Source organism: Hydrogenophaga sp. (genome assembly GCF_050182545.1).
Lineage (GTDB): Bacteria > Pseudomonadota > Gammaproteobacteria > Burkholderiales > Burkholderiaceae_C > Hydrogenophaga.
Map to the genome: position 1 here is coordinate 195,276 of NZ_JBFXCD010000002.1, position 24,664 is coordinate 219,939.

Here is a 24,664-nt window from a genome sequence, read left to right on the forward strand (position 1 = left end):
ACCGGTTGGTTTACGCGATCTTGAATCGCGCCACGGACTGGCGCAGTTCTTCGGCCATCGCGGAGAGTTCACGCACCTGCTGGGCGGTCGAGCGCGTGCCTTCCCCGGTCTGCTCGGTCACGGCAAAGATGTGCTGGATGTTGCCAGCCACTTCGTTGGCCGAGTCGGCTTCGCGGGATGCGGCATTGGAAATCTGTTCAATCAGTTCAGCCAGTCGGCGCGACACCCGATCGATCTCAGACAGCGCAGTACCGGCGTTGTCGGACAGCTTGGCACCCTCGACCACACCCTGCGTGGAACGTTCCATGGCGGCCACGGCGTCCTGCGTGTCGGTCTGAATCGCCTTCACCAGCGCAGAAATCTGGCGTGTGGCATCGGCGGAGCGTTCAGCCAGCCGCTGAACCTCTTCCGCCACCACCGAGAAGCCGCGGCCGGCTTCACCGGCAGAAGCGGCCTGAATGGCGGCGTTGAGCGCCAGCACGTTCGTCTGCTCGGTAATGTCGGAAATCAGTTCCGTGATTTCACCAATCTCCTGCGACGACTCACCCAGCCGCTTGATGCGCTTGGAGGTCTCCTGGATCTGGTCGCGGATGGCGTTCATGCCGCCGATGGCATCCTGCACCGCCTGCAGACCCGACTCGGCGGCTTGCAGCGATGCACGCGCCACTGTCGCCGATTCCTGCGCCTGGCCCGACACCTCGTTGATGCGCTGTGCCATGTCCAGCACCGATTGGCCGGTTTCGCGGATCTCGCGCAGCTGTTCTGTGGAGGCGGCCAACAGTTCGGTGGAGGTGCTCTCCACCGCGGAAGTCGTTTGCGCCACGCGGGTGGCCGTGGCCTGCACGTTGCCCACCAGCGAACGCAGTTCTTCCACCGTGTAGTTCACCGAGTCGGCAATGGCGCCGGTAATGTCTTCCGTCACCGTGGCTTCCTGCGTCAGGTCGCCTTCGGCCACCGTCTGCAGTTCGTTCATCAAGCGCAGAATGGCGGCCTGGTTGGCGTCGTTGACGCGCTTGGCGTCCTGCTCCAGGGATTCGGCGGCAAGCCGCTGCGATTCCGCCGTCAGCTGGCGCTGGCGGCTGTCCTGCAGCTGCACATAGGCAAGGCCGGCCGCGCACAGCAGGGCGAACAAGGCAGAGAACAGCAACGCAAGGAACTCGCCGCCACCCAGGCCCGATCGCGAGGACAGATCGCCCTGCAGCTTTTCCAGACCCAGACGCAATGGCTCGCTGTCGGCAATGATGCCGGCTTGCGCCTCGCGCGCCGAAACCAGGCCTTGCAGGTTGCCCAGAATCGCCCCCGCCTCCACACGCGTGGCTTCGTAGAGCTTGAGCAAGGCGTCCAGGCGTTCGCGCACCTGCGGATCGCGCGCCGCGGCCAGTCGCAGTTCTTCGCTGCCGTTGAGCAGACCCTCGGAGATTTCCTTGAACGTGTTCAAGTCCTTGCCCAGCAGGAACACGGCCTCTGGGCTCACGCCTTCCATGGTCAGGAATTCGTTGGCGGACTTGCCGATGCGCTGGGTCAGCATCACGAGCTGGCCCGACGCAGAGATCTCGGCCGCCGGGGCGTTCTGCTGCAGTTTCAGCGACGAGATGGTTTCTGCAATCTCGAGCAGGTCCGAGGACTGACGGTTGATGGTGCGCAAGGCGTCACCCACCTGGGTCAGGATCTTCTGTTGCGCCAGCACCGCCGACGCATTGCGCTCGGCCTCATCGATCTTGGGCAGCAGCTCGTCGAGCTGGCCAGCGTAGGCCGGACCCAAGGCATTGAGCGACATCTCGGCGTCGCCCTGCTTGAGTCCGCGCAAGGCACGGGCCATCACGTCAGAGCTGTCGCGCACCTCGGGGAAGGCCTCGGGACTGCCGATCAACGCCTGCGACACGCTCTTGGCCAGACGCTGCGACTGCATCAGCGCCTGACCGCTGGCGGCCACCTGCTGCCCGACCCGTTCCGTCTGGCTCAATGCAAAGAAAGTCACCGCGCCGAGCACGACGAGGCCGAAGGCCAGCAACACCGCCAGCGAACGCTGGTGTTGATCCGCGGGACGACGCCCCAGCAGGGGCAGGGACACGAGGCCCGCCTGCGCGGCGCTGTCCTCGTCATCCTCCACCATCGGACTACCACCGTATCCGTCCACCGCGGGGTCGGGCGCCAGCCTGGCCGCAGCGATCTCCGCCACATCCTGGTCGGTGGCGTTGGAAAGGTCGGGTTCGTCGCCGGCTTTTTTCTTGAAGAGACCCTGGAATCGATCAAGCATAGCCATGTAATAACCTTCCAACTGAAAACAGAATGACAAATGGACCCATACGGTCCGCGGGTTCAACCTTCAGGCTGCAATCGCCAGAAACTCGGGCTCTGCCACGAGCGATTGCAAGTCCAGTTCCTGCCAGGTCTGACCCTGCAGGTCCACCAGAGTACGGGTGAAATAGGAAGGCGCGCCGTCAGGGTTGGCCCCGACAGCGGAAAACATGGCCGGGTTGCGCAAGCCCAGCAACCGGTCGATCCAGATCACGGCGTTCACGCCCAGGGCGGCATGCAGGCTGATCAGGCGCGATTCGGATGTCACCCGCTCGGAAGGCAAGGCAGGCGCACCGGTGGCCGTGTCAACCAGCCGTGCAAGATCGATCACGCCATGCAGTCCGCCTCGCAGACTGGCCACGCCGGCATACCAGGGCTTGGTATAGGGCACGCGCTGCAGCGGCGACCAAGGAAAGATCTCGCCCGACTGAACCAGAGGAAGCAGGTAGGGCCGACCATTGGCTTCCACGGCCAGCCAGGTCGCGGTGACGGCTTCGGTCTTGGCGGCCGTCAAGCGCTGAGCCAATCGCTCCTGGAGTTCCTTGAGTGACTGACGTTTGGCCATGCTCGATGCGTTTGAGGTCTCTTGCTGCGATCAGCCCAGCGCCCGGATCTTCGACAGAAGCTCTTCGGCGTCCACCGGCTTGGTGACGTAGTCACGAGCGCCCTGGCGCATGCCCCAGACGCGATCGGTTTCCAGGTTTTTGCTTGTGCACATGACGATGGGAATGCTCGAATACTGAGGGTCCCGCGTGATGGCACGCGTGAGCTGAAACCCATTCTGACCGGGCATCACAACGTCCATCAGGATCAGGTCGGGCTTTTCCTCGCCAAGGCGACGAAAGGCCTCGTCCGCATTCTCAGCGGTGCTCACCGTGTAGCCGTTTTTACTCAGCAGGTCGGACAGGACCATCAGCTCGGTTTTCGAGTCATCGACGACAAGGATTTTCCGGATGGGCATCACACGGCTCCAGTTAGGTTGGCGCCAAACTGCTGCACCGCGTGCAGCAACTGGTCTTTGGTGAAAGGTTTGGTGAGGTAGTCCTGCGAACCCACCATGCGCCCGCGGGCCTTGTCAAACACACCGTCCTTGGACGACAGCATGACCACGGGGATGTTGGCGAAGCGCGCATTGCGCTTGATGATTGCGCAGGTCTGGTACCCGTCCAGACGTGGCATGAGGATGTCGCAGAACACCAGATCAGGCTGATAGTCATTGATCTTGGCCAGCGCATCGAAACCATCGTCGGCCAGCAGGACTTCGTGCCCACCCTGCTTGAGGAAGATCTCGGCACTGCGCCGGATGGTATTGCTGTCGTCGACCACCAGGACTTTGAGGGCAGGCGTTGTGCTCACGGTTCACTAGCTCCAGAGGGTGGGGCAGAACAGGGAATGCGAGCCCCGCGGATACAACAGCAGGGTTCGCAACGAGACCATCAGGTGCACCGTCTCAGCATCAGATCTGCACCATTTCAAAATCTTCCTTGCGCGCGCCGCATTCAGGACACGTCCAGTTCATCGGTACTTCAGCCCAAGGGGTCCCCGCTGCCACACCATGCTCGGGAGCGCCTTCGGCTTCGTCGTAAATCCAGCCGCAAATCAGGCACATCCAAGTCTTGGTTTCGGTCATGGTTATAGGGGGCATTGTCTTAGAATGCAAGCATTGTATCGAGCCATTTGCGCAGCCCTGCACCGCTCCGCAAGCCAGTGACACCGGCTGTCGACCCTGCCGCACACCACGCCCGCACCTTTGCCCCGAACGACCGCGGCGCAACACTTATTCCCCACCTTACGACATGCCCGATACACCCGAACCCTCCGCGCGCAATGCAGTGGAGCGCCCAGGCGAGGCTTCTCTTCCCTGCGTGATGAGTTTCAACGCCAGCGACCCCAGCGGTGCGGGTGGACTGAGCGCGGACATCACCGCCATGTCCAGCGCGTCAACGCATGTGCTGGCCGTCGTGACCGGTGCGTACGTGCGTGACACCTCCGACATCCACGACCACATCGCGTTCGACGAGGAGGCAGTGGCCGACCAGGCCCGCTGCGCGCTCGAGGACATGCCAGTGCAGGCCTTCAAGGTCGGCTTCGTCGGCAGTCCGGAGAACCTCAGCGCCATTGCCGAGATCACCACCGACTACGCCGAAGTGCCGGTGATCACCTACATGCCCGACCTGTCCTGGTGGGACGAGCTCGCCATTGAGACCTACCTCGATGCATGCGCCGAACTGTTGCTGCCCCAGACCACGGTGTTGGTCGGCAACCACAGCACACTGTGCCGCTGGCTGTTGCCGGAATGGGAAGGCGACCGCCCCCCAAGCCCGCGCGAAGTGGCAAAAGCGGCGGCGGTGCACGGTGTGCCCTATACCCTGGTCACCGGTTTCAATGCCGCCGACCAGTTTCTGGAGAGCCACCTGACATCACCCGAAACGGTGCTGGCCACAGCACGCTACGAGCGATTCGAGGCCACCTTCACCGGCGCTGGCGACACGCTGTCGGCCGCGCTGTGCGCGCTGATCGCGGGCGGCAGTGACCTTCAGTCCGCCTGCGCGGAGGCACTGACCTATCTGGACCAGTGTCTGGACGCGGGATTCCAGCCGGGCATGGGGCATGCGGTTCCAGACCGCCTGTTCTGGGCGCACGACGAGGAAGGTGGCGAGGAAGAGCCTGCCGGCGAAGACGCCACCGACAGCCTGCTCGACGCTGATGACTTCCCGCTGGACACCACACGGCATTGAACACCCGACCATGACCACCATCGATCACAACCAGCGACTGTTCGACCGCGCCCGCGCGCTGATTCCCGGTGGCGTCAATTCCCCCGTGCGCGCATTCCGCGCCGTGGGTGGAACGCCACGCTTCGTGCAGCGCGCGCAGGGTGCCCACTTCTGGGACGCCAATGGCCAGCGCTATATCGACTACATCGGCTCGTGGGGGCCGATGATCCTGGGCCACGGCCATCCGGCCGTGGTCGAGGCCGTGCAGCGCGCCGTGCTTGAGGGCTTCTCCTATGGCGCGCCCACGGAGCGCGAGGTGGAACTGGCCGAGGCGATCATCGAACTTGTGCCCAGCATCGACATGGTGCGACTGGTAAGTTCAGGCACCGAGGCCGGCATGAGCGCGATCCGTCTCGCGCGTGGTGCCACGGGGCGCAAGAAGATTGTCAAGTTTGAAGGCTGCTACCACGGTCATGCGGACGCCCTGCTGGTCAAGGCGGGATCCGGGCTGGCCACGTTCGGCAATCCGACCAGCGCCGGGGTGCCACCCGAGGTGGTGCAGCACACGCTGGTTCTCGAATACAACAATGTGGCCCAGCTCGAAGCCGCGTTTGCCGAGCACGGTGCCGAGATCGCCTGCCTGATCATCGAACCGATCGCGGGCAACATGAACTTTGTGCGCGCCAGCGTGCCGTTCATGACGCGTTGCCGCAAGCTGTGCACGCAGCACGGCGCACTGCTCGCCTTCGACGAGGTCATGACCGGTTTTCGCGTCGCGCTCGGCGGCGCGCAGAGCGTCTACGCGCAACTGATTCCCGGCTTCGAACCCGACATGACGGTCCTGGGCAAGGTCATCGGTGGCGGCATGCCGCTGGCGGCGTTTGGCGCCAAGCGCGCGGTCATGGAGCAGCTCGCCCCCCTGGGCGGCGTGTACCAGGCCGGCACCCTGTCCGGCAACCCGGTGGCCACCGCCTGTGGTCTGGCCACGTTGCGCGAGATCCGCAAGCCCGGCTTCTTCGAAGCGCTGTCGGCCACCACGCGTTCGCTGGTCGACGGCCTCAAGGCTGCCGCGGCCGCCCAAGGCGTGGCCCTGTGCGGCGACAGCGAAGGCGGCATGTTCGGCTTCTTCCTGTTCGACGAACTGCCACAGAACTACGCCAAGGTCATGACCACCGACGGCCCGCGCTTCAACACGCTGTTTCATGGCCTGCTGGAGCGCGGCGTGTACATCGCGCCCGCCCTGTACGAAGCCGGCTTCGTGAGCGCGGCGCACACCGCACAGGACATCGAGACGACGGTGGCCGCAGCCCGTGACGTATTCAGGCAACTGGCAGGCTGAAACTGTTTCCATCAAAAAAGGCCGGTGACATCACCGGCCTTTTTTATTGCGTGATTGCGCCGCTCAATGCCTGAAGTGGCGAACGCCGCTGTAGACCATCACCACGCCGCGCTCATTGGCTGCGTCGATGACCTCCTGGTCGCGCATCGAGCCACCCGGCTGGATCACGCAGGTGGCGCCCGCGTCCACCACCACGTCCAGTCCGTCGCGGAACGGGAAAAAAGCGTCGCTGGCCACCGCCGTGCCCTGGAGCGACAGCTTGGCGTGACCTGCCTTGATGCTGGCGATGCGCGCCGAATCCAGCCGGCTCATCTGGCCCGCGCCCACGCCCATGGTCATGCCGTCCTTACAGAAAACGATGGCGTTGGACTTCACGAACTTCGCGACCTTCCAAGCAAACAGCAGGTCATCGATCTGCTGCTCCGTTGGCTGCAACTTGCTCACCACTTTCAGGTCAGCGCGCTGCAACACGTGGTTATCGGCGGTCTGCATGAGCAGGCCCGAGCCCACGCGCTTCACATCCATGAGGTTGAGGCCCTTGTCCCAGGCGGTGGGGCCGCCAGGAGGCAAGTCGATCTGCAACACGCGCACATTGGCCTTGGCCTTGAACACCTCCAGCGCCTCGTCCGTGTAGCCCGGCGCCATCAGCACCTCGACGAACTGCTTGCTGATCGCCTGCGCGCCCGCACCGTCGAGGGTGCGGTTGAGCGCGATGATGCCGCCGAAGGCGCTGGTGGGATCGGTCTGGAAGGCCTTGCTGTAGGCGTCGAGCGCACCCGTGCCCACCGCGACGCCACATGGGTTGGCGTGCTTGACGATCACGCAGGCGGGCGCATCGAAGCTCTTGACGCACTCCCAGGCCGCGTCGGCGTCGGCGATGTTGTTGTAGCTCAGCTCCTTACCCTGCAACTGCTTTGCCGTGACCAGCGAGCCGGGCGCTGGGTACAGGTCGCGGTAGAACGCGGCGCTCTGGTGCGGGTTCTCGCCGTAGCGCAGGTCCTGCAGCTTGACAAAGCGGCCGTTGGACTGCCCGGCGAACAGACCGCGTTGCGGCACACTCGCGCTGGCTTCGAACGCGATGCTCGAGAGGTAGTCACTGATGGCGGCATCGTAGTTGCTGATGCGGTTGAACGCGGCCACCGACAGCGCAAAGCGGGTCTCGTCGCTGAGCCGACCACCAGCCTTGAGCTCATCGATCACCGCCGGATACTGGGCCGCGTCCGTCAACACCGCGACGTCCTTCCAGTTCTTCGCGGCGCTGCGCACCATGGCCGGGCCACCGATATCGATGTTCTCGATGGCGTCCTCCAGCGTGCAGCCAACCCGGGCCACAGTGGCCTCGAACGGGTAGAGGTTGACGACCAGCAGGTCGATGGTGTCGATGCCATGGGCCTTGAGCGCGCTCATGTGCTCGGGCAGGTCGCGGCGCGCCAGCAAACCACCGTGTACTTTGGGGTGCAGGGTCTTGACACGGCCGTCGAGCATTTCGGGGAAACCAGTGACTTCCGCCACCTCGGTCACGGGCAAGCCGTTGTCCGCGAGCAGTTTGGCGGTGCCACCGGTGGAGAGCAGTGTCACGCCGAGGTCGTGCAGTGCCTGGGCAAGTTCGACGATGCCAGTCTTGTCGGAGACGGAAATAAGTGCGCGCATGGGAGGTTGGGCGTTGAACGTTGGCGAAAGGGAAGGTGCGGCGGCATGAGGAAAGGGTTCGCGCTGAACACGCAACGCCGAACGCCCCGCCTCAAAGCAGTTTGTGTTCGAGAAGTTTCTTGCGCAGCGTGTTGCGGTTCAGCCCCAGCCACTGCGCAGCGCGCGACTGGTTGTGCTGCGCCTGTTCCATCACCACTTCGAGCAGCGGCTTCTCGACCGCTTTGACCAGCATGTCGTGCAGGTTGGACGGGTCGGTGCCGTTGAGGTCGCGAAAGAAGTCTTCCATGCTGGCACGCACGCAGTCGTGCAGTTTGTTCTGTTTCATGCGGCCAGTTTCCAGTTGTCGCTTGAGGGGGGGGCGGCGCCGGCGGACCATTCGTCCAGGCTGTCGCTCACGCAGCGCAGTTGCGCCTCCACGGTGTTGAGCGCATTGACGCGCGAGCGGAACAGCGCCGCCGCGCCGGGTGGCAGCGGCAACGACTGGGCGTACCACCCCAGGTGCTTGCGCGCGCTGCGCACGCCGGTGTCCTCGCCATACAGGCTGTAATGGTCGTGCAGGTGGTCAAGCAGCCAGGCCCTGACCTCGCCCAGTGTGGGGGGAGGCAGGTGCTCACCTGTGGCGAGGTAGTGGGCGATCTCGCGAAAGATCCAGGGGCGGCCCTGCGCCGCGCGGCCAATCATGATGGCGTCCGCGCCGGTGGCGCGGAGCACATCGCGCGCTCGCTCAGGACTGTCGATGTCGCCGTTGGCCACCACGGGGATGCGCACACAGCTCTTGATGTGGGCCACGGTGTCATGCTCGGCCAGACCCTTGTAGCCCTGCTCGCGCGTGCGGCCATGCACGGTGAGCATCCGCACGCCCGCGGCTTCGGCGGCCAGCGCCAGCGTGGGCGCGTTGCGCACGCTGGCGCACCAGCCGGTGCGCATCTTGAGCGTGACGGGCACACCCCGCGGCTCGCACGCGGCCACCACAGCCTGCACGATCTCGATGGCGAGCGCCTCGTCCTGCATCAGCGCCGAGCCGGCCCACTTGTTGCAGACCTTCTTGGCCGGGCAGCCCATGTTGATGTCGATGATCTGGGCGCCGCGATCGATGTTGTAGCGCGCGGCGTCGGCCATCATCTGCGCGTCGGTGCCGGCGATCTGCACTGCAATGGGTGCGGCTTCGCCTTCGTGGTTGGCGCGGCGTGAGGTCTTCAGACTGTCGCGCAGGTCGGGGCGCGAGGTGACCATCTCGCTGACCGCATAGCCTGCCCCGAGGCGTTTGCACAACTTGCGGAATGGCCGGTCCGTCACCCCCGCCATGGGCGCGACGAACAGGGCATTGGGCAAGGTGAAAGCCCCGAGTTGCATGGCGGTGGGAGAATCGGTGTCGAGCGGTTGGACTGCCGCGATCCCGGCAAACGCGGGGCGCGAAGGAATGCGATTGTATCTGCCTGTTTTTTCAGCAGACGATATGCAGCCGCGCATCGAGCGCACGTCCAACCACCCCCCTCACCCGCCGGCCGCCGGCACCGCGCCCTTCTCCGCTCATGCCTGACTGGTCGACCCATCTGTTGCAACTGCTGGCCCTGCCCGAGTACGGCCTGAGCACAGTGTTCGTCGTCGCCTTCGTCTCTGCCACGCTATTGCCCATGGGATCGGAGCCGGCGGTATTCGGTCTGATCAAGCTCAACCCCGAACTCTTCTGGCCCGCCATCCTGGTGGCCACGGCAGGCAACACCCTCGGCGGCGCATTGAGCTGGGCCATGGGCCTGGGCACGCACAAGGTGGTGGACCGCGCACGCGGCAGTGCCACTGAGCTGCGCGCGCTGCGCTGGCTGGAGCGCTTCGGCCCCAGGGCCTGCCTGCTGGCCTGGTTGCCGGTGGTGGGTGACCCGCTGTGCGCGGTGGCCGGCTGGATGCGGTTTCCCTTCTGGCCCTGCGTGGCCTACATGGCCCTGGGCAAGTTCGCCCGCTACACCACCATGACGGCAGCGCTGCTGTGGTTCTTCCCCGGCACACTGCATCCATGAACACCACAAGCACCGCTTTGCCCCGCGCCCTCTGGGCGCTGATGGTCGGCAATTTCGTGATCGGCACCGGCGTGATGGTGGTGCCCGGCACGCTAAATGACATCAGCGCCTCGCTGGGCGTATCGATCCCGCAGGCCGGACAGCTCATCACCGCCGCGGCCATCCTCATGGGACTGGGTGCGCCCGTGTTCGCCAGTCTGGTCGCGGGCTGGGACCGCCGCCGTCTGCTCGCGCTCTCGCTGGTCTGGTACGGCGTGCTCACCGCGGCCTGCGCAATCGCGCCGAACTATGCGGCACTGTTGCCGCTGCGCGTGCTGGCCGTGATCGCGCCAGCGGTGTTCACGCCGCAGGCGGCGGCCAGCGTGGGCTTGCTGGTGGACCCGGCGCAGCGCGGGCGCGCCATTACCTTCGTGTTCCTCGGCTGGTCCGTGGCATCGGTGATGGGCATGCCCCTCTCGGCCTGGATCAGCGGCGAACTCGGCTGGCGCTGGGCCTTCGGCCTGGTGGCGGCGATGTCCTTCGCCAGCGGCGCCTGGGTCTGGCGCGAGATGCCCGACGGCATCAAGCCCGCCGCGCTCTCCCGCGAGGCCTGGGGCCGCACCATAGGCTCCGCGACGCTGATGATGGCCGTTGGCGTGACCCTGCTCTCGGCCTTCGGTCAGTTCACGCTGTTCTCGTACTTCGCGCCCTATTTCGCACAGACCCTGGGCGCGGGCGGCGCGGCCCTGTCGCTGATGTTCCTGTGGTTCGGTGTCTTCGGGCTCGCGGGCAACGTGGCCGTGACGCGCTTCATCGACCGCATCGGCACGCCCATGGCGGTGCTCGTCACCCTGGGGGCGATGGCCTTGAGCCTGCTGCTCTGGCCGCTCGGACGCCATGGCTTCTGGGCCCAGGCGCTGGTCATCATCCCGTGGGCGTTGGGCTGCTTCGCCAGCAATTCAGCGCAGCAGGCGCGGCTGGTGCAGCTCTCGCCCGTGCTGGCACCCGCCACCGTGGCCCTCAACACCTCGGCCATGTACGGTGGTCAGGCGCTGGGCGCTGCGCTCGGCGGCGTGATGATCGCGCAGGGCCGCATGCTGGACCTGCACGAGGTGGGCCTGGTGGTGATGCTGGCCGCCATGGCCTTGAGCGTGTGGGCCACGCGGCGTCAGAAGCGCTCGTGCGCGGCCACGTAGCGCCACGATCCAGCCGGCATGCCATCGAGGCCGAGGCGGCCCAGGCGCTGGCGCTTGACGGCGGCGAGCCGCAGGCCGGCGCGCTCGGTCAGGTGCGCCACCTGCCCTGGCCGCGAACCCTTGATCGCCAGCCGCAGGCGCCGCTCGCTCTGCCAGCTCGCGCGCGCCGAGGGCACCGCCCAGCCATCGAAGAACAAGGCCTTGCCCAGCGACTGCAGCACCGCCTCGCGGCGCGCGGCGTCCTCCAGCGCGGGATCGTCCTGCACCTCCACCAGCCACTCGTGCTCCAGCGGAGAAGAGGCATCGTTGATCTTGCGCGCCACGCCTGGATTCTGGGTGAACACCATCAGCCCGCTGGACGCGACCTCCAGCGGCGCCAGTGGCAGCAACTTGTGACGGTGCGCCTTCAGCGGCCGGATGCCGGAGCGGTCGCCCGTGAAGCGCGAGGCCGGTGCGAACCAGCGCGCGGCCAGCTCGTCGGGCAAGGCCGAGGCCTCGGGCAGCGCCTGATCGGCAGGCTTGTGCCAGATCAGCGTCACGGGCAGCAGCGGTTCCAGCCGGGCCTTGGGGTCGAGCGTCACGGCCTGTTCGTCGCTGACGCGGGCCATGGGCTCCTCCACCACAACACCTTCCACGCGCACCCAGCCGCCGGCAATGTAGTTTTCGGCGTCGCTGCGCGAGCACGGCAGCTGGGCCGCCAGGCGTTTGGCCAGGCGCTGGGGTTCGCCCATCAGCTGCTGAACAGGAAGTTCATCACGTCGCCGTCCTTGACGACGTAGTCCTTGCCTTCGGCGCGCATCTTGCCCGCGTCCTTCGCTCCCTGCTCGCCCTTGAAGGCGATGTAGTCGTCGAAGCCAATGGTCTGGGCGCGGATGTAGCCCTTCTCGAAATCGGTGTGGATCACGCCCGCCGCCTGCGGGCCGGTGTCACCGACGTGGATGGTCCAGGCCCGCACTTCCTTCACGCCGGCGGTGAAGTAGGTCTGCAGGCCCAGCAGCTGGTAAGCCGCGCGAATCAGCCGGTTCAGGCCGGGTTCGTCCTGGCCCAGTTCCTTGAGAAATTCGAGCCGGTCGGCGTCGTCCATCTCGGAGAGTTCGGCTTCGATCTTGGCGCAGATCGCGACCACAGGCGCGTTCTGCTTGCTGGCAAACTCGCGCAGGCGGTCCAGGTAGGGGTTGTTCTCGAATCCGTCCTCGGACACGTTGGCCACGAACATCGCGGGCTTGGCCGTGATCAGGAAAAACTGCTTGAGCTGGGCGCGTTCTTCCTTGCTGAAATCGATGGTGCGCACCGGCTGGGTGTCGTTGAGCGCGGTCTGGCACTTCTCCAGGATGGCCAGTTGCTTGATGGACTCCTTGTCGCCCGAGCGCGCGGTCTTGCTCACACGGTGAATGGCCTTCTCCACCGCGGCCAGATCGGCCAGGCATAGCTCGGTCTGGATGACCTCAATGTCGGCGATCGGGTCGACCTTGTTGGCGACATGAATCACATTCGGGTCTTCAAAGCAACGCACCACATTGACGATCGCGTCCGTCTCGCGGATGTGGGCCAGGAACTTGTTGCCCAGGCCTTCGCCCGTGCTCGCGCCCGCCACCAGGCCGGCAATGTCCACGAACTCCACAATGGCCGGCACGATGCGCTCGGGCTTGACGATCTCGGCGAGCTGCTGCAGGCGCGGATCGGGCACTTCCACAACACCGGTGTTGGGCTCGATGGTGCAGAAGGGGTAGTTCTCGGCTGCGATGCCGGCTTTGGTAAGGGCGTTGAAAAGGGTGGACTTGCCGACGTTGGGCAGGCCCACGATGCCGCATTGGAGACTCATGGAATACCTCGAAAAACAGCCGTGCAGTGTATGCGATGCCTGTTTTTTGCTGGTGTTGACGGGGTGGCGCGAATCTTCAAGACCGGGACGTCCTTCGCTGCGAAAGTGCGTTCCCGAACCCACCACGGAGCCTCGCCATGCACATCCTCGTGAACCGCCAGCGGCTGCCCGTCGCCCCCGAATGGCGGGATGAAACCCTGCTCAATGTCCTGCGAGAACACCTGGGCCTGACCGGCACGAAGTTCGGCTGCGGCGCAGGTCAGTGCGGAGCCTGCACCGTGCTGGTCGACGGCCACGCACAACGCAGCTGCCTGCTGCCGGTGAATGCCGTGGGCCAGCAGGCGGTGGAGACCATCGAAGGGCTGGCCGGTGCCGATGGCCATCTGCACCCGGTGCAACAGGCCTGGCTGGACGAGCGGGTGCCGCAGTGCGGCTACTGCCAGGCCGGCCAGATCATGGCCACCGTGGCGCTGCTGCGCCAGGATCCGGCGCCGGGCCCAGCGCGCATCGACGAGGCGCTGGCGGGCAACCTGTGTCGCTGTGGCACGCAGCAGCGCATCCGCGCCGGCGTGCAGCGCGCGGCCACGCTGACGAGGAAGCCGGCATGAAGCGGCGCGCCTTCCTGCAGACCAGCGCCGTGCTGGGTGTGAGCTTCGTCGCCGGGTGCAGCCTGCCCGTGATCCCGAAGCGGCCCGCGGCGCAGTATGAAGACGCGTTGGGCTGGATCCGCCACAGCGAGGGGCGCTGCGAGTTGCTGCTGCCGCGCGTGGAAATGGGCCAGAACATCGCCACCGCGCTCAAGCAGGTGGCCTGCGCCGAGCTCGGCATCGAATGGGAAGCCCTCACCGTGCGCCTGCCGCACACCGGCGAAATGGGTCGTGTGCGGGCCACGGTGGGCAGCGAATCGGTGAGGGATTTCGCCGTGCCGCTGGCCCAGGCCTGCGCCACCTTGCGCGATGCGCTCGCCGCCGGCCACACCCAGGGTGATCGCCAGGCCGAGCCACGGCCCTTGTCCGAACTGCGCGCCTTCCAGCCCGGTGCGCGCCATGTCGGCCGCGCCGCAGCCATCGAGCAGGCGCATGCCATCGTCACCGGCGCACCGCTCTACGTGGCCGACGTGCGCCTGCCGGGCATGCTGTTCGGTCGCGTGCTGCATGCACCCGCTTCGCCCGAGCGGACATCGACCCTCGCGTCGATCAACGAGGACGCGGCGCGGCAGGTGCCGGGCTGGGTCGCGACCGTGCGCGACGAGCGCCTGCGCCTGGGGCAAAGCGAGGGTGTGGGCATCGTGGCGCGCACGCCGGGCGCGCTCGACCGCATCGAGGCCGCGCTCGACGCGCGCTGGCATTCGCAGGGCGGCTTCACCCAGGCCGACATCGACCAGGCCGTGGACGTCGACCGCCACCTGGCGGGCGATGGCTTCAGGTACACGGTGCACGACGACGCCATCGACGCGGCGGAAGACTGGGACGTGGACCTGCGCATCGACGTGCCGCTGGCCGCGCACGCACCGATCCAGCCGCGCGCGGCCGTGGCCGCATTCGACGGCGCGGGCGCGCTGGACCTCTGGGTTGGATCGCAGGACGTGTACTACCAGCGCGACGTGGTCTGCAAGCACCTCGGCCTGGACGAGGCACAGGTGCGCGTGCACGGCCACCGCGTGGGCGGGGCCTTCGGCGGCAAGACCTTGTGCACCGTCGAACTGGAGGCCGCCGTGCTGGCCCGGGCGGTGCGCCAGCCGGTGAAGCTGCAGTGGACCCGCGCGCAAGAGTTTCGCCAGGGCTTTCACCGCCCGCCATCGAGCCACCGCATCCGGGCGCGCCTGCGCGAAGGCCGGCTCGAACAGTGGTGGCACGTGTTCGCCAGCAGCCACATCCTATTCACCAACGCCGGTCTGCCCGCGTGGATGCAGCGCATCACCGACTTCGTCAGCGACGCTGGCGTGGCACGCGGTGCACAACTGCCCTACCGCTGCGGGCACAGGCGCGCCGAATTCGCGCTGCGCCGTCTGCCGGTGTTCACCGGACCCTGGCGCGGCCTGGGCGCAGGGCCGAACGGCCTAGCCATGGAGTCCGCCATCGACGAGTGCGCGCGCCACGTCGGCGCCGACCCGCTGGCCTTTCGCCTGCAGCACGCCGAAGACCCCCGACTGGCGCGCGTGCTGCATGCGGCGGCCGACCGCGCCGGCGCCCGGCCCCACACCATCGCCGCCGGCGTGCGGCGCGGGCGCGGCGTGGCCTGCGGCATCTACAAGCAGACCAGCTATGCCGCCGTGGTGGCCGAGGTCGAGGTGGCGGCCAGCGGCCTGGTGAAGGTGACGCGCCTGGTCTGCGCGCACGACTGCGGCACCGTGATCAACCCCGACCAGGTGCGCGCGCAGTGCGAAGGCAACCTGGTCTGGGGGCTGGGCATGGCGCTGAGCGACCGGCTCGGCGTGGCCCACGCGCGCATCGCCGCCGGCAGTTTTGCCGAAGCACCGATACCATCGCTGGACCGGGTTCCGCCGCTGGAGGTGGTGCTGGTGGAGGACGGCGGCGCGCCCTCGGGTGCGGGCGAAACCGCCATCGTGGCCGCGGCTGCGGCCATCGCCAACGCCGTGCGCGACGCCACCGGTGTGCGCATCCAGCGCTTCCCGATCGATCCCGCTCTGCTCAAGGCACAGCCCGCATGAACGACTTCGCTTCCGCCGCCATGCTCAGGGTCGTGCGCGCCGGCCTGCGCATGCAGGGACTGGCCGACGACGGCCCACCCCCGGCACAGCAGGCCCATGTGCCGCTGGCGGACAAGCGCGCCTGGCTGGAACGGCTGTGGCAGGCGCATGGCGCCGACGTGGTCGTGCGCCTGGGCGAGGCGGTGCATGGCATGGACGAGGAACCGCTGCTCTTGGCCCTGTCGCCGGCGCGCGACCCGGCCGACCTGCTGCAGCGCTGGCAGCGCCTGGAGCGTTTCGTGCATTCGCGCCACCGCATGCGGGTCGGTCAGGCTGAACCCGGCCTTCTGCGCATCCGGCACGTCTCGCTCGACCCCGAGCGGCCGCCGGCACCGGTTGAAGACCTGCTGGTGTTCGGCCTGCTGGTGGCGTTGTGCGAGCGCCTGGACATGCCAGGCGTGCGGGCCCGCCCAGTCGGTATCGAAGGCTGGAGCCGCTTGCAGCGCACCTGGCGCACCCACGCCTGGCCCGACGACGTGTCGAGCTGGGAACTGCGCTGGCAGCCGCAACCCGCGCGCACCCTGGCTGACGCCGGGCACGCCGACGTGGACCGCTGGATCGCGCAGTTGCAGACCCACCTGGCCAGCGACCCGGGACGCGCCTGGACGGTGGATTTGCTGGCGCGGGAGGCCGGGGCTTCCGGGCGCACGCTGCAGCGGCAGCTCGCACACCGCGGACTGAGCTTCACCCAACTGCTTTGCGCCGCGCGGCTCACGGGCGCGGCCCGGCTGCTCATGGCGGGCGCCATGTCCACGGCCGAGGTGGGCTATGTGTGCGGCTTTGCCGACCAGGCCCACTTCACGCGCCAGTTCAAGCGCCACACGGCCATGACACCAGCCCTGTACCGCAGCGAATTCGCGCAGGCGACGGGCCGCTGAGCGCCGGCTCCGCCAGCCCCTTCTTCCATCTTCAGTCGAACTTCCAGTCCGCCGTCACCCGCTGGCCCACGCGCAGCATCTGCCCGTCGCCTTCGAGCACGATGGCGTTCATGCCGAAGGTGATGGCGCCGTTCAGGCGCGGGTCCTGGCGGTAGGCCTGCAGCGCATCGCTCACCTCGGGGCTGGACGCCGCGGTGGACGGATCGATGTTGGGGATCGGGCAGCGCCCGCAGGGCTTGACGGGTTCGATGCGCGCGCCGCTTTCGGTGGCGATGTGCATCGCGCCCACCCGATCCTCGTCGTGCGCTTCCACGCCGTCGAGCACGATGTTGGGCCGGAAGCGCTCCATGCCCACCGGCCCATGGCCTGCCGCCACCAGCCGCTCATTGAGGCCCGCCAGCGAGGCGGTGCTGGTCACCAGCAGGCTGAAGCCGTCGGCGAATTGCGTGGTGGCCTCGCGGCCGCCGGTCCACTTGACGCTGCTCACGCGCCGCACCTCGGGATCGAAGCGCGCCAGGCGCAGGTGCTTGAGGTTTGCCGGTGCGTCCGGCCCGAGAAAATCGCTGAACCACTGCGCCGCGATGTCGCCCATGTCGCAGGCCATCACCTCGTCGTCCCACACCCGCACTTTCAGCGGTCCCTCGGCGGCGTCCAGCGCCAGGTGCAGCGCCAGCATGCCGGGCGCGCGCAGCACCAGCTGCCCCATCCTGAACGCGGGCTGGATCAGTGCCATGCGCGGCAACTCGCGCTGGGTCACGAACTCGCCCTCGGCATCCACCACCATCCAGGCGCGGTCGTACAGCAGGCCGGTGTCGGTCAGCTCGGCCTCGGTCAGCGCGATGCCGGCGCAGGACTTGACCGGATAGACACAGAGCTGGGCGATGGTGGCCTGCACGTCGGCGGAGTCGGTGGGATGGCTTCGGTCTGCGTTCATGGCTTGGCGGTGGTGCGTGGTGCGCCGTCCAGCGGGGCGCCGGGCGCGGCTGTCGGGCAAAGTCGGCAAAGGGGGCGGGGGTATCGCCTGGCGAAGGCCCGGATTGTGCCCTGCTCCTAAAATCGCCGCATGAACGCCCCCCGCCCCCAACCCGCCCCCACCCGGCGCTTTGACGTCGTCATCCGCGGGGCCGGCGTGGTGGGCCAGACCCTGGCGCTGCTGCTGGCGCGCGATCGCCTGCGCGTAGGCCTGGTGGGCGCGCCGCGCGGCGCGGCCCCGGGCATACCCGATGTGCGTGCCTACGCGATCAACAAGGCTTCGCGCGACCTGCTGCGTTCGGTGCGCGCCTGGCCGGAAGGGAGTCCCCAGAGCGACCCGCGCACACCGCCCGTCACACCGGTGAGCGCCATGCAGGTCTGGGGCGACGACGGCGGCGAGCTGCAGTTCTCGGCCGACGAACAGGGCGCGGACGCGCTGACCTGGATCGTCGACGTGCCCGCGCTGGAACAGCGCCTGGCCGAGGCCATCGGTTTCCAGGCCGGCATCGAGTGTCTCGATGAGACGACGCCCGTCACCGCCCCCCTCACCGTGGTCTGCGAGGGCAAGCGCAGCCGCACGCGCGAGGAACTCGGGCTGGAATTCGAGGTGCAGCCCTACCCCCACAAGGCGGTGGCCGCGCGCCTGCGCTGCGAACAGCCGCACGGCGGCATCGCCCGGCAGTGGTTTGCCGACGGCGAGGTGATGGCGCTGCTGCCACTGGGCGGGGAGCAAGGGAACTCCGTGGCGCTGGTGTGGTCAGTTCCCTCTCAGCAGGCCGACACCTGGCTGCAAGCCGACCCCACCACTATCACCCAGGCCGTGCAGGCGCGCTGCGCCCAGGCCCTGGGCCACATGCACATGGAAAGCCCTGCCCAGGCCTGGCCTCTCGAACGCTCGCGCGCAACGCGCTGGATCACCCGCACCGCCCAGGGCGGCGTGGCGCTGGCCGGCGACGCGGCGCATGCCCTGCATCCGCTGGCTGGCCAGGGCCTCAACGTCGGCCTGGCCGACGTGGCCGAGTTGGCGCGCGTGCTGCAGGCGCGCGAGTACTGGCGCGAGCTGGGCGACCTCAAGTTGTTGCGCCGCTACGAGCGCGCGCGCGCCGCCGAGGTCGCTGCCATGGGCTGGGTCACCGACGGGCTCTTCGGCCTGTTCGCCCACACGGACTCGCGCGTGCAGGCCTTGCGCAACTGGGGCCTCAACGGCTTCGACCGCAGCGGACCGCTCAAGCACTGGATCGCACGGCAGGCCATGGGCCAGTCGGCCGCCTGAACGGCGCATGCGCGCACCCACTTTCCCCCGATGACACCGAACGCCACCCGATGGCCCCCACGATGAAACCGATCAAATCCCTCCTGCTCGCGGTGCTCGCCACCCTGTCGCTGACCGCCGCCCTGGCGCAGGACGCGACCATTCGCAAGAACCTGGCCGAGCGCCTGCCCAACCTGCCTCCGATCGACGAGATCAGCAAGACGCCCATGCCCGGTGTGTTCGAGGTGCGCTTCAACCAGACCGAGATCTTCTACACCGACGCCGAAGGCAATTACGTGCTGCAGGGTTCGATGATCGACACCAAGGCGCGCGTGGACCTGACCGAGCAGCGCCTGGACAAACTCACGGCGATTGCCTTCAAGGACCTGCCGCTCAAGGACGCCTTCACCATCGTGCGTGGCAACGGCAAACGCAAGATGGCCGTGTTCGAGGACCCCAACTGCGGCTACTGCAAGCGCTTCGAGCGCGATCTGATGCAGATCGACAACGTGACCGTGCACGTTTTTCTCTACCCCATCCTCAGCGCGGACTCGGGCGAGAAATCGCGCCACATCTGGTGCGCCCAGGACAAGGGCAAGACCTTTCTGGACTGGATGGTGCGCGACGTGACACCGCCCGCGGCCACCTGCGACGCCTCCGCCGTGGCCCGCAACTTTGAATTCGGCAAGAAGGCGCGCATCACCGGCACGCCCACCATCTTCTTTGCCGACGGTTCGCGCGTGCCCGGAGCCATCGGCGCCGACCGCATCGAAAAAATGCTCGCCAGCGCCAAGCCTTGAGCCCGCGGCGAGCCCCTCCCCCCGCCGGCGTGCGCTACACCGTCTCGGTGCTGGACGCGCACGCCCACCTGTTCGAGGTCGCGCTGCAGGTGGCGCAGCCCGCGAAGAACCAGCGCCTGAGCCTGCCGGTGTGGATACCGGGCAGCTATCTCGTGCGCGAGTTCTCGCAGCACCTGCAACAGCTGCGTGCCTGGCAGAACGACCAGCCGGTACCCGTGAAGCAGCTCGACAAGCACCGCTGGCAGGTGCGGGCCGAGGCCGGTGCACCGCTGGAATTGCGCTACCAGATCTACGCATTTGACGCCTCGGTGCGCACCGCCTTCCTGGACGCCTCGCGCGGCTTCTTCAACGCCACCAGCCTGTGCCTGCGGGTGCTGGGCCAGGAGGATGTGGCACATGCGCTGGAGATCGCGCCCGGCACGGCGACCGTGGGCTGGCAGGTCGCCACCGGCCTGACACCGCTGAAGGTGGATGCGGCCGGATTCGGCCACTACCTGGCCGAGAACTACGACGAACTCGCCGACTGCCCAGTGGAGATGGGGCGTTTCTGGAGCGCGCGTTTCACCGCGGGCGGTGTCGAGCACCGCTTCGTCATCAGTGGCGCGGGTGAATGGCTCGATGGCGAACGGCTGATCGAGGACACGCGCAGGATCTGCGAGACACAAATCGCCTTCTGGCACGGCCAGCAACCGCCGCCGTTCTCGCGCTACGTCTTCATGCTGCACGCCAGCGCCGACGGCTACGGCGGCCTGGAGCACCGCAATTCCACCGCGCTGATCTGCCAGCGCGCCGACCTGCCGCGCCCGCCAGCGCCGGGCGAGAAGCCCGCGGCCCTGAAGGCCACCGACGGCTACACGACGCTGCTGGGCCTGATCAGCCACGAGTACTTCCACACCTGGAACGTCAAGCGCCTGCGCCCGGCCGAATTCACGCGCTACGACTACGACCGCGAGAACCACACCGAACTGCTGTGGTTCTTCGAAGGCTTCACCAGCTACTACGACGACCTGATGCTGCGCCGTGCCGGCCTGATCGACGACGCCACCTACCTGCAGCTGGTGGCCAAGGCGATCAACCAGGTGCAGCAGACACCCGGTCGCCTGGTGCAGACTGTGGCCGAGGCCAGTTTCGACGCCTGGGTGAAGTACTACCGCGTGAACGAGAACACGCCCAACGCCACGGTGAGCTACTACACCAAGGGCGCGCTCGTCGCCCTGTGCCTTGACCTGACCCTGCGCGCTGAGGGTCACGGTTCGCTCGATGCGGTGATGCGCGAACTCTGGCAGCGCTGCGAGGGCGGCCCGATGCGCGAGGCCGACCTGCTGCGCGCGCTCAAACGCCTGGGCCAGCGCAGCTACGAAGGCGAGATCGCGGCCTGGGTGCACAGCACCGATGAGCTGCCGCTCTCATCGCTCTTGCAAGGCCTGGGCGCGAAGGTCGCGCACGACAAGGCACCGCTGGCACAGCAACTGGGCGTGCGGGTCAGCGAGACCGGTGGCGCGCTCGTGGTCAAGACCGTGCTGCGGGGTGGTGCCGCAGAGGCCGCAGGCATGGCCGCGGGGGACGAATGGCTGGGCGTGGAGTTCGCCTCATCGGCATCCGATGCGCCGCCCGAGGCATGGCGCATCCACAAGCTCGACGAGATCCCGGCGCTGCGCGCGCGCAGGGTGCAACTCACCGCCCTGCTGTCGCGCGACAAGCGCCTCGTGCGCTGTGTGCTGACCTGGCCCACCGCGTCGCATGCAGTTCGTCTCGGCGTCGAGGACGCGACACGCCTGGCCACCTGGCTGGCGGCCTGACCCGGTCGCAAGAGGTCAGACCTTCGGCAGGCGCGCGGCGAGTTCGTCGTCGAAACGCTGCACCGTGGCCGAATTCTTGAAGTTCTTCAGACCATCGCGGATGCGCGGCAAAGCCGCCTGCAGATCGGACGGCGTCTTGCAGGCCTCGATGCGCATGGCCAATGGCTCGCCCATGGGACCCAACTGATCGTTGATGAAGCGCACCACCAGGCGGCGCGCCTCGCTGAAGGGCAAGGTCGGGACGGGCGCGGGCGCGTGGGCAGCGGGCGGCAGGGAAGTTGCATCGGCGGACACGGAGGCCGTTGGCTGCGGGTCGCTCGCCGCCGACGTCTCACCACCCTCCATGGCGTGCAGCACCGGGTGCCCCGCGGCATCGACCTGGGCGATCCATCCGGCCGCTTGCAACTGTTCCAGCAGTGGCGCGGCCAGCCCGTCGCCCCCCAGCAGCTTGTCCAGTTCGGCCACCGCACGCTTGCCGTCGATCATGATCAGCAGCGAGCGCAGGCGTGGCCCCAGTTCTGGCGGACGGGTGCTCAGGGCATCACGGCCCAGATCCGTCTTGGCAAACAATGTGTTCTTGTCCATGGCATCCCAAACGTTGCAGAAATGTAAGGCCCGTGCTGGCATGTGCCAACCGGGTAGACCCGACGACACCGCCGCATTCTGCGAAAGCTGTCACGTTTGGGTCAATGCCCTCATGACTTTCTCAGGTCGAGCACACGCTTGGCCTTGCCCTGGCTGCGCTCGACGCCGCCCTCGGGCTTGAGCTGGACATCCACGCTGCTGCCGATGAAGACCTTGATGTCGTGTTGCAGCAGGCGCGCCGCGGCGCGCGCTTCCTCGCTATCGGGAGCGAGGCCGGCGCGGGTCTCCACCACCACCGCCAGGTCGTCCATCGGCCCCTTGCGGGAGAGCACGCACTGGTAGTGGGCGCTGAGTTCGGCGCGCTTGAGGATGAGTTCCTCGATCTGCGTGGGGAACACATTGACGCCGCGCACGATCATCATGTCGTCGCTGCGACCCGTGATCTTTTCCATGCGGCGCATGCTGCGCGCCGTGCCGGGCAACAGGCGCGTGAGGTCGCGGGTGCGGTAGCGGATGATGGGCAGCGCTTCCTTGGTCAGGCTGGTGAACACCAGTTCGCCCAGTTCGCCATCGGGCAGCGACTCGCCGGTCTCGGGGTGGATGATCTCGGGAAAGAAGTGGTCCTCCCAGATCGTCGGGCCGTCCTTGGTCTCGATGCATTCGTTGGCCACGCCGGGGCCCATCACCTCGGACAGCCCGTAGATGTCGACCGCGTCGATCCCCATGCGTGCCTCGATCGCCACGCGCATGTCGTTCGTCCACGGTTCAGCACCAAAGATGCCGATGCGCAGGCTGCTCTCGCGCGGGTCCAGACCAAGGCGCTCGAACTCGTCGGCAATCGCCAGCATGTAGCTGGGCGTGACCATGATGATGTCGGGCCGGAAATCCTGCATCAGCTGCACCTGGCGCTCGGTCTGGCCCCCGCCGAAGGGCACCACGGTCAGGCCCAGTTTCTCGGCCCCGTAGTGCGCGCCCAGGCCACCGGTGAACAGGCCATAGCCGTAGCTCACGTGCACCAGGTCGCCGGGGCGCGCGCCACTGGCGCGGATGCTGCGCGCCACCACGCTGGCCCAGGTGTCGATGTCCTTCAGCGTGTAGCCGACCACGGTGGGCTTGCCCGTGGTGCCGCTGCTGGCATGGATGCGCGCGCACTGCTCGCGCGGCACGGCAAACATGCCGAACGGGTAGCTCTCGCGCAGGTCGCTCTTGGTCGTGAACGGAAATTTCGCCAGGTCGGCGAGGCTGCGGCAGTCGTCCGGGTGCACACCGGCGGCATCGAACTTGGCGCGGTACACGGGTGAGTTCGCGTAGGCGTGACGCAGTGTGGCCTGCAGCCGCTTGAGCTGCAGCGCGCGCAACTCATCAAGGCTGGCTTTCTCGATCGGTTCAAGGGAAAAGTGCGTCATGCTTCCTCCGGGAAGACGGTGCCCTGAATGGTGGCGCTCTTGCCGCGGAACAGCGCCACAACCTCGCCGCGCTGGTTGCTCACGCGCATGTCGTAGATGCCGTGGCGTCCGGCCAGCGTCTGCTCGACGCCTTCACAGGTGAGCACGTCGCCCGCGTGCGCGGGGCGCAGGAATTCGATGCTGCAACCGGCAGCCACCGTGTTGCGGTTGTGGCTGTTGCACGCAAATGCAAAGGTGGAATCGGCCAGCGTGAAGATGAAGCCGCCGTGGCAGATCTGGTGGCCGTTGAGGTGCAGCGGGCGCACGGCCATGCGCATGACCGCGCGACCGGGCTCGCAGGCCAGCAACTCCATGCCCATCGTGTCCTTGCTCGCGGTGTCGACCGCGAACATCGTCTCGCCGACCTTTTTGGCCTTGTCCTGCGGACTCATCATGCGCCCTTGAATTGCGCCGGGCGCTTCTCGCGGAACGCCATCACACCTTCGATGTAGTCGTGCGTGCGGCCCAGCGCCGATTGGGTGTCGCGCTCGACATCGAGGTGCTCGTCAAGCGAGCGCGTGCTCGCGTCGCGCAGCAGCGCGCGCGTGGCCACCAGGGCCTTCGTGGGCATCATCGCCAGGCGTTCGGCCAGCGCCAGCGCGGCGCCCACGCAATCGTCCGATACGTCCCAGATCAGCCCCCATTCCCTGGCCTGCGCGGCGGGCAGCTTGTCGCCCGTCATGGCCAGCGCCATGGCGCGCGCCAGCCCCAGGCGTTCGACCAGAAACCAGCTGCCGCCTGCATCGGGCACCAGCCCGATCTTGCTGAACGCCTGGATGAAGCTTGCCCCGGTGGCGGCGATGGCGATGTCGCAGGTCATGGCCAGCGAAGCGCCTGCGCCTGCGGCCACGCCGTTTACCGCTGCGATGGTGGGCATGCGCAGGCCTTGCAGGCGGCGCACGGTGGGATTGAAGGCCTGGTCAATCACCGGACCCGGGTCGGCGCGCTGCACCAGATCCGGCCCGGGTGCGAAGTCGAACTCGGCCAGGTCTGCACCCGCACAGAAACCGCGCCCCGCACCGGTGATGACCAGGGCCCGCACCGACGGGTTGGCCTCGGCCCGGTCCAGCGCGGCCCAGAGCTCGCGGTGCATCTGGCGCGTGAAGCTGTTGAGGGCATCGGGGCGGTTGAGCGTGACCAGGGCCAGGGCCCCGCGCTCTTCGTACAACACAGTGGCTGTGCTCATGGTTGGCTTGTCTCCTGATTT

The 24,664-nt window shown here is 67.3% G+C and carries 25 protein-coding genes; 10 read left to right on the top strand and 15 right to left on the bottom strand.

Translation table 11 applies throughout. From position 1 onward, the window contains the following. Positions 1-10 precede the first annotated feature (10 nt). The 5 genes from AB7P10_RS02990 to AB7P10_RS03010 all read right to left on the bottom strand — a co-directional run bounded on the left by AB7P10_RS02990 (position 11) and on the right by AB7P10_RS03010 (position 3,928). Complete coding sequence (locus tag AB7P10_RS02990; RefSeq protein ID WP_428292357.1) at positions 11-2,263, bottom strand: methyl-accepting chemotaxis protein; 2,253 nt, start codon at positions 2,261-2,263, stop codon at positions 11-13. Between the two features lie 63 nt (positions 2,264-2,326). Next, positions 2,327-2,863: a chemotaxis protein CheW gene (locus AB7P10_RS02995; RefSeq protein WP_428292358.1), complete on the bottom strand. Its 537-nt coding sequence runs from the start codon at positions 2,861-2,863 to the stop codon at positions 2,327-2,329. A gap of 30 nt (positions 2,864-2,893) precedes the next feature. Next, positions 2,894-3,259, bottom strand: a complete 366-nt coding sequence (locus tag AB7P10_RS03000; RefSeq protein WP_297657047.1) for a response regulator — start codon at positions 3,257-3,259, stop codon at positions 2,894-2,896. Beyond that, positions 3,259-3,654, bottom strand: a complete 396-nt coding sequence (locus AB7P10_RS03005) for a response regulator (RefSeq protein WP_137919986.1) — start codon at positions 3,652-3,654, stop codon at positions 3,259-3,261. Before AB7P10_RS03005 ends, AB7P10_RS03000 begins: the two co-directional genes overlap by 1 nt. A 100-nt stretch (positions 3,655-3,754) precedes the next feature. Then, the gene (locus tag AB7P10_RS03010) at positions 3,755-3,928 is read right to left on the bottom strand and encodes a rubredoxin (RefSeq protein WP_066266800.1); all 174 of its coding nucleotides are present in this window, start codon (positions 3,926-3,928) and stop codon (positions 3,755-3,757) included. Between the two features lie 166 nt (positions 3,929-4,094). On the opposite strand from AB7P10_RS03010, the gene thiD reads away from it, so the two are divergent. Both thiD and hemL read left to right on the top strand, forming a co-directional pair. Continuing rightward, on the top strand, positions 4,095-5,036 hold the full coding sequence (thiD, locus tag AB7P10_RS03015; protein ID WP_428292359.1) for a bifunctional hydroxymethylpyrimidine kinase/phosphomethylpyrimidine kinase: 942 nt from the start codon (positions 4,095-4,097) through the stop codon (positions 5,034-5,036). A 10-nt stretch (positions 5,037-5,046) separates the two neighbouring features. Further along, positions 5,047-6,354 carry a glutamate-1-semialdehyde 2,1-aminomutase gene (hemL, locus tag AB7P10_RS03020; protein WP_428292360.1) on the top strand — a complete coding sequence of 436 codons (1,308 nt, stop codon included), beginning with the start codon at positions 5,047-5,049 and terminating at the stop codon, positions 6,352-6,354. 63 nt (positions 6,355-6,417) lie between these two features. Here hemL and purH read toward each other — a convergent pair whose 3' ends face one another. The 3 genes from purH to dusB form a co-directional block, all read right to left on the bottom strand. Next, entirely contained in the window at positions 6,418-8,004 is a 1,587-nt protein-coding gene (gene purH, locus AB7P10_RS03025; RefSeq protein WP_428292361.1) for a bifunctional phosphoribosylaminoimidazolecarboxamide formyltransferase/IMP cyclohydrolase, read from the bottom strand. Between the two features lie 91 nt (positions 8,005-8,095). Then, positions 8,096-8,329, bottom strand: a complete 234-nt coding sequence (locus AB7P10_RS03030; RefSeq protein WP_428292362.1) for a helix-turn-helix domain-containing protein — start codon at positions 8,327-8,329, stop codon at positions 8,096-8,098. Beyond that, entirely contained in the window at positions 8,326-9,357 is a 1,032-nt protein-coding gene (gene dusB, locus AB7P10_RS03035; RefSeq protein ID WP_428292363.1) for a tRNA dihydrouridine synthase DusB, read from the bottom strand. Before dusB ends, AB7P10_RS03030 begins: the two co-directional genes overlap by 4 nt. A 179-nt stretch (positions 9,358-9,536) precedes the next feature. Between dusB and AB7P10_RS03040 the strand changes: the two genes are divergently transcribed. Continuing rightward, complete coding sequence (locus tag AB7P10_RS03040; RefSeq protein WP_428292364.1) at positions 9,537-10,019, top strand: YqaA family protein; 483 nt, start codon at positions 9,537-9,539, stop codon at positions 10,017-10,019. After that, positions 10,016-11,194, top strand: coding sequence for an MFS transporter (locus AB7P10_RS03045; RefSeq protein WP_428292365.1), 1,179 nt, complete (start codon positions 10,016-10,018; stop codon positions 11,192-11,194). The genes AB7P10_RS03040 and AB7P10_RS03045 overlap by 4 nt, the downstream gene beginning before the upstream one ends. On the opposite strand, the gene AB7P10_RS03050 is transcribed toward AB7P10_RS03045, so the two are convergent. Further along, a complete protein-coding gene (locus AB7P10_RS03050; RefSeq protein WP_428292366.1) occupies positions 11,167-11,925 on the bottom strand; it encodes an RNA-binding protein in 759 nt (252 codons plus the stop codon). The genes AB7P10_RS03045 and AB7P10_RS03050 overlap by 28 nt on opposite strands. Then, entirely contained in the window at positions 11,925-13,016 is a 1,092-nt protein-coding gene (gene ychF / locus AB7P10_RS03055) for a redox-regulated ATPase YchF (RefSeq protein ID WP_428292367.1), read from the bottom strand. Before ychF ends, AB7P10_RS03050 begins: the two co-directional genes overlap by 1 nt. A gap of 137 nt (positions 13,017-13,153) precedes the next feature. On the opposite strand from ychF, the gene AB7P10_RS03060 reads away from it, so the two are divergent. Genes AB7P10_RS03060 through AB7P10_RS03070 form a run of 3 tightly spaced genes read left to right on the top strand, consistent with a single transcriptional unit; the run spans position 13,154 to position 16,604 of the window. Further along, positions 13,154-13,624 carry a (2Fe-2S)-binding protein gene (locus tag AB7P10_RS03060; protein WP_428292368.1) on the top strand — a complete coding sequence of 157 codons (471 nt, stop codon included), beginning with the start codon at positions 13,154-13,156 and terminating at the stop codon, positions 13,622-13,624. Then, on the top strand, positions 13,621-15,687 hold the full coding sequence (locus tag AB7P10_RS03065) for a molybdopterin cofactor-binding domain-containing protein (RefSeq protein WP_428292369.1): 2,067 nt from the start codon (positions 13,621-13,623) through the stop codon (positions 15,685-15,687). Before AB7P10_RS03060 ends, AB7P10_RS03065 begins: the two co-directional genes overlap by 4 nt. Beyond that, a complete protein-coding gene (locus tag AB7P10_RS03070) occupies positions 15,684-16,604 on the top strand; it encodes a helix-turn-helix transcriptional regulator (protein WP_428292370.1) in 921 nt (306 codons plus the stop codon). Before AB7P10_RS03065 ends, AB7P10_RS03070 begins: the two co-directional genes overlap by 4 nt. A gap of 31 nt (positions 16,605-16,635) precedes the next feature. On the opposite strand, the gene AB7P10_RS03075 is transcribed toward AB7P10_RS03070, so the two are convergent. After that, on the bottom strand, positions 16,636-17,538 hold the full coding sequence (locus AB7P10_RS03075; RefSeq protein ID WP_428292371.1) for an MOSC domain-containing protein: 903 nt from the start codon (positions 17,536-17,538) through the stop codon (positions 16,636-16,638). A gap of 129 nt (positions 17,539-17,667) precedes the next feature. On the opposite strand from AB7P10_RS03075, the gene AB7P10_RS03080 reads away from it, so the two are divergent. From AB7P10_RS03080 to AB7P10_RS03090, 3 genes are all read left to right on the top strand, one after another. Further along, positions 17,668-18,849: an FAD-dependent monooxygenase gene (locus AB7P10_RS03080; protein ID WP_428292372.1), complete on the top strand. Its 1,182-nt coding sequence runs from the start codon at positions 17,668-17,670 to the stop codon at positions 18,847-18,849. Positions 18,850-18,911: 62 nt separating this feature from the next. Beyond that, on the top strand, positions 18,912-19,628 hold the full coding sequence (locus tag AB7P10_RS03085) for a DsbC family protein (RefSeq protein WP_428292373.1): 717 nt from the start codon (positions 18,912-18,914) through the stop codon (positions 19,626-19,628). 29 nt (positions 19,629-19,657) lie between these two features. Further along, complete coding sequence (locus tag AB7P10_RS03090) at positions 19,658-21,427, top strand: M61 family metallopeptidase (protein ID WP_428292374.1); 1,770 nt, start codon at positions 19,658-19,660, stop codon at positions 21,425-21,427. A gap of 15 nt (positions 21,428-21,442) precedes the next feature. Here AB7P10_RS03090 and AB7P10_RS03095 read toward each other — a convergent pair whose 3' ends face one another. The 4 genes from AB7P10_RS03095 to AB7P10_RS03110 form a co-directional block, all read right to left on the bottom strand. Next, positions 21,443-22,012: a hypothetical protein gene (locus tag AB7P10_RS03095; RefSeq protein WP_428292375.1), complete on the bottom strand. Its 570-nt coding sequence runs from the start codon at positions 22,010-22,012 to the stop codon at positions 21,443-21,445. A 110-nt stretch (positions 22,013-22,122) separates the two neighbouring features. Further along, positions 22,123-23,418: a phenylacetate--CoA ligase PaaK gene (paaK, locus tag AB7P10_RS03100; RefSeq protein WP_428292376.1), complete on the bottom strand. Its 1,296-nt coding sequence runs from the start codon at positions 23,416-23,418 to the stop codon at positions 22,123-22,125. Further along, the gene (gene paaI / locus AB7P10_RS03105; RefSeq protein ID WP_428292520.1) at positions 23,415-23,849 is read right to left on the bottom strand and encodes a hydroxyphenylacetyl-CoA thioesterase PaaI; all 435 of its coding nucleotides are present in this window, start codon (positions 23,847-23,849) and stop codon (positions 23,415-23,417) included. Before paaI ends, paaK begins: the two co-directional genes overlap by 4 nt. Further along, a complete protein-coding gene (locus AB7P10_RS03110) occupies positions 23,849-24,643 on the bottom strand; it encodes an enoyl-CoA hydratase-related protein (protein ID WP_428292377.1) in 795 nt (264 codons plus the stop codon). Before AB7P10_RS03110 ends, paaI begins: the two co-directional genes overlap by 1 nt. Positions 24,644-24,664 lie beyond the last annotated feature (21 nt).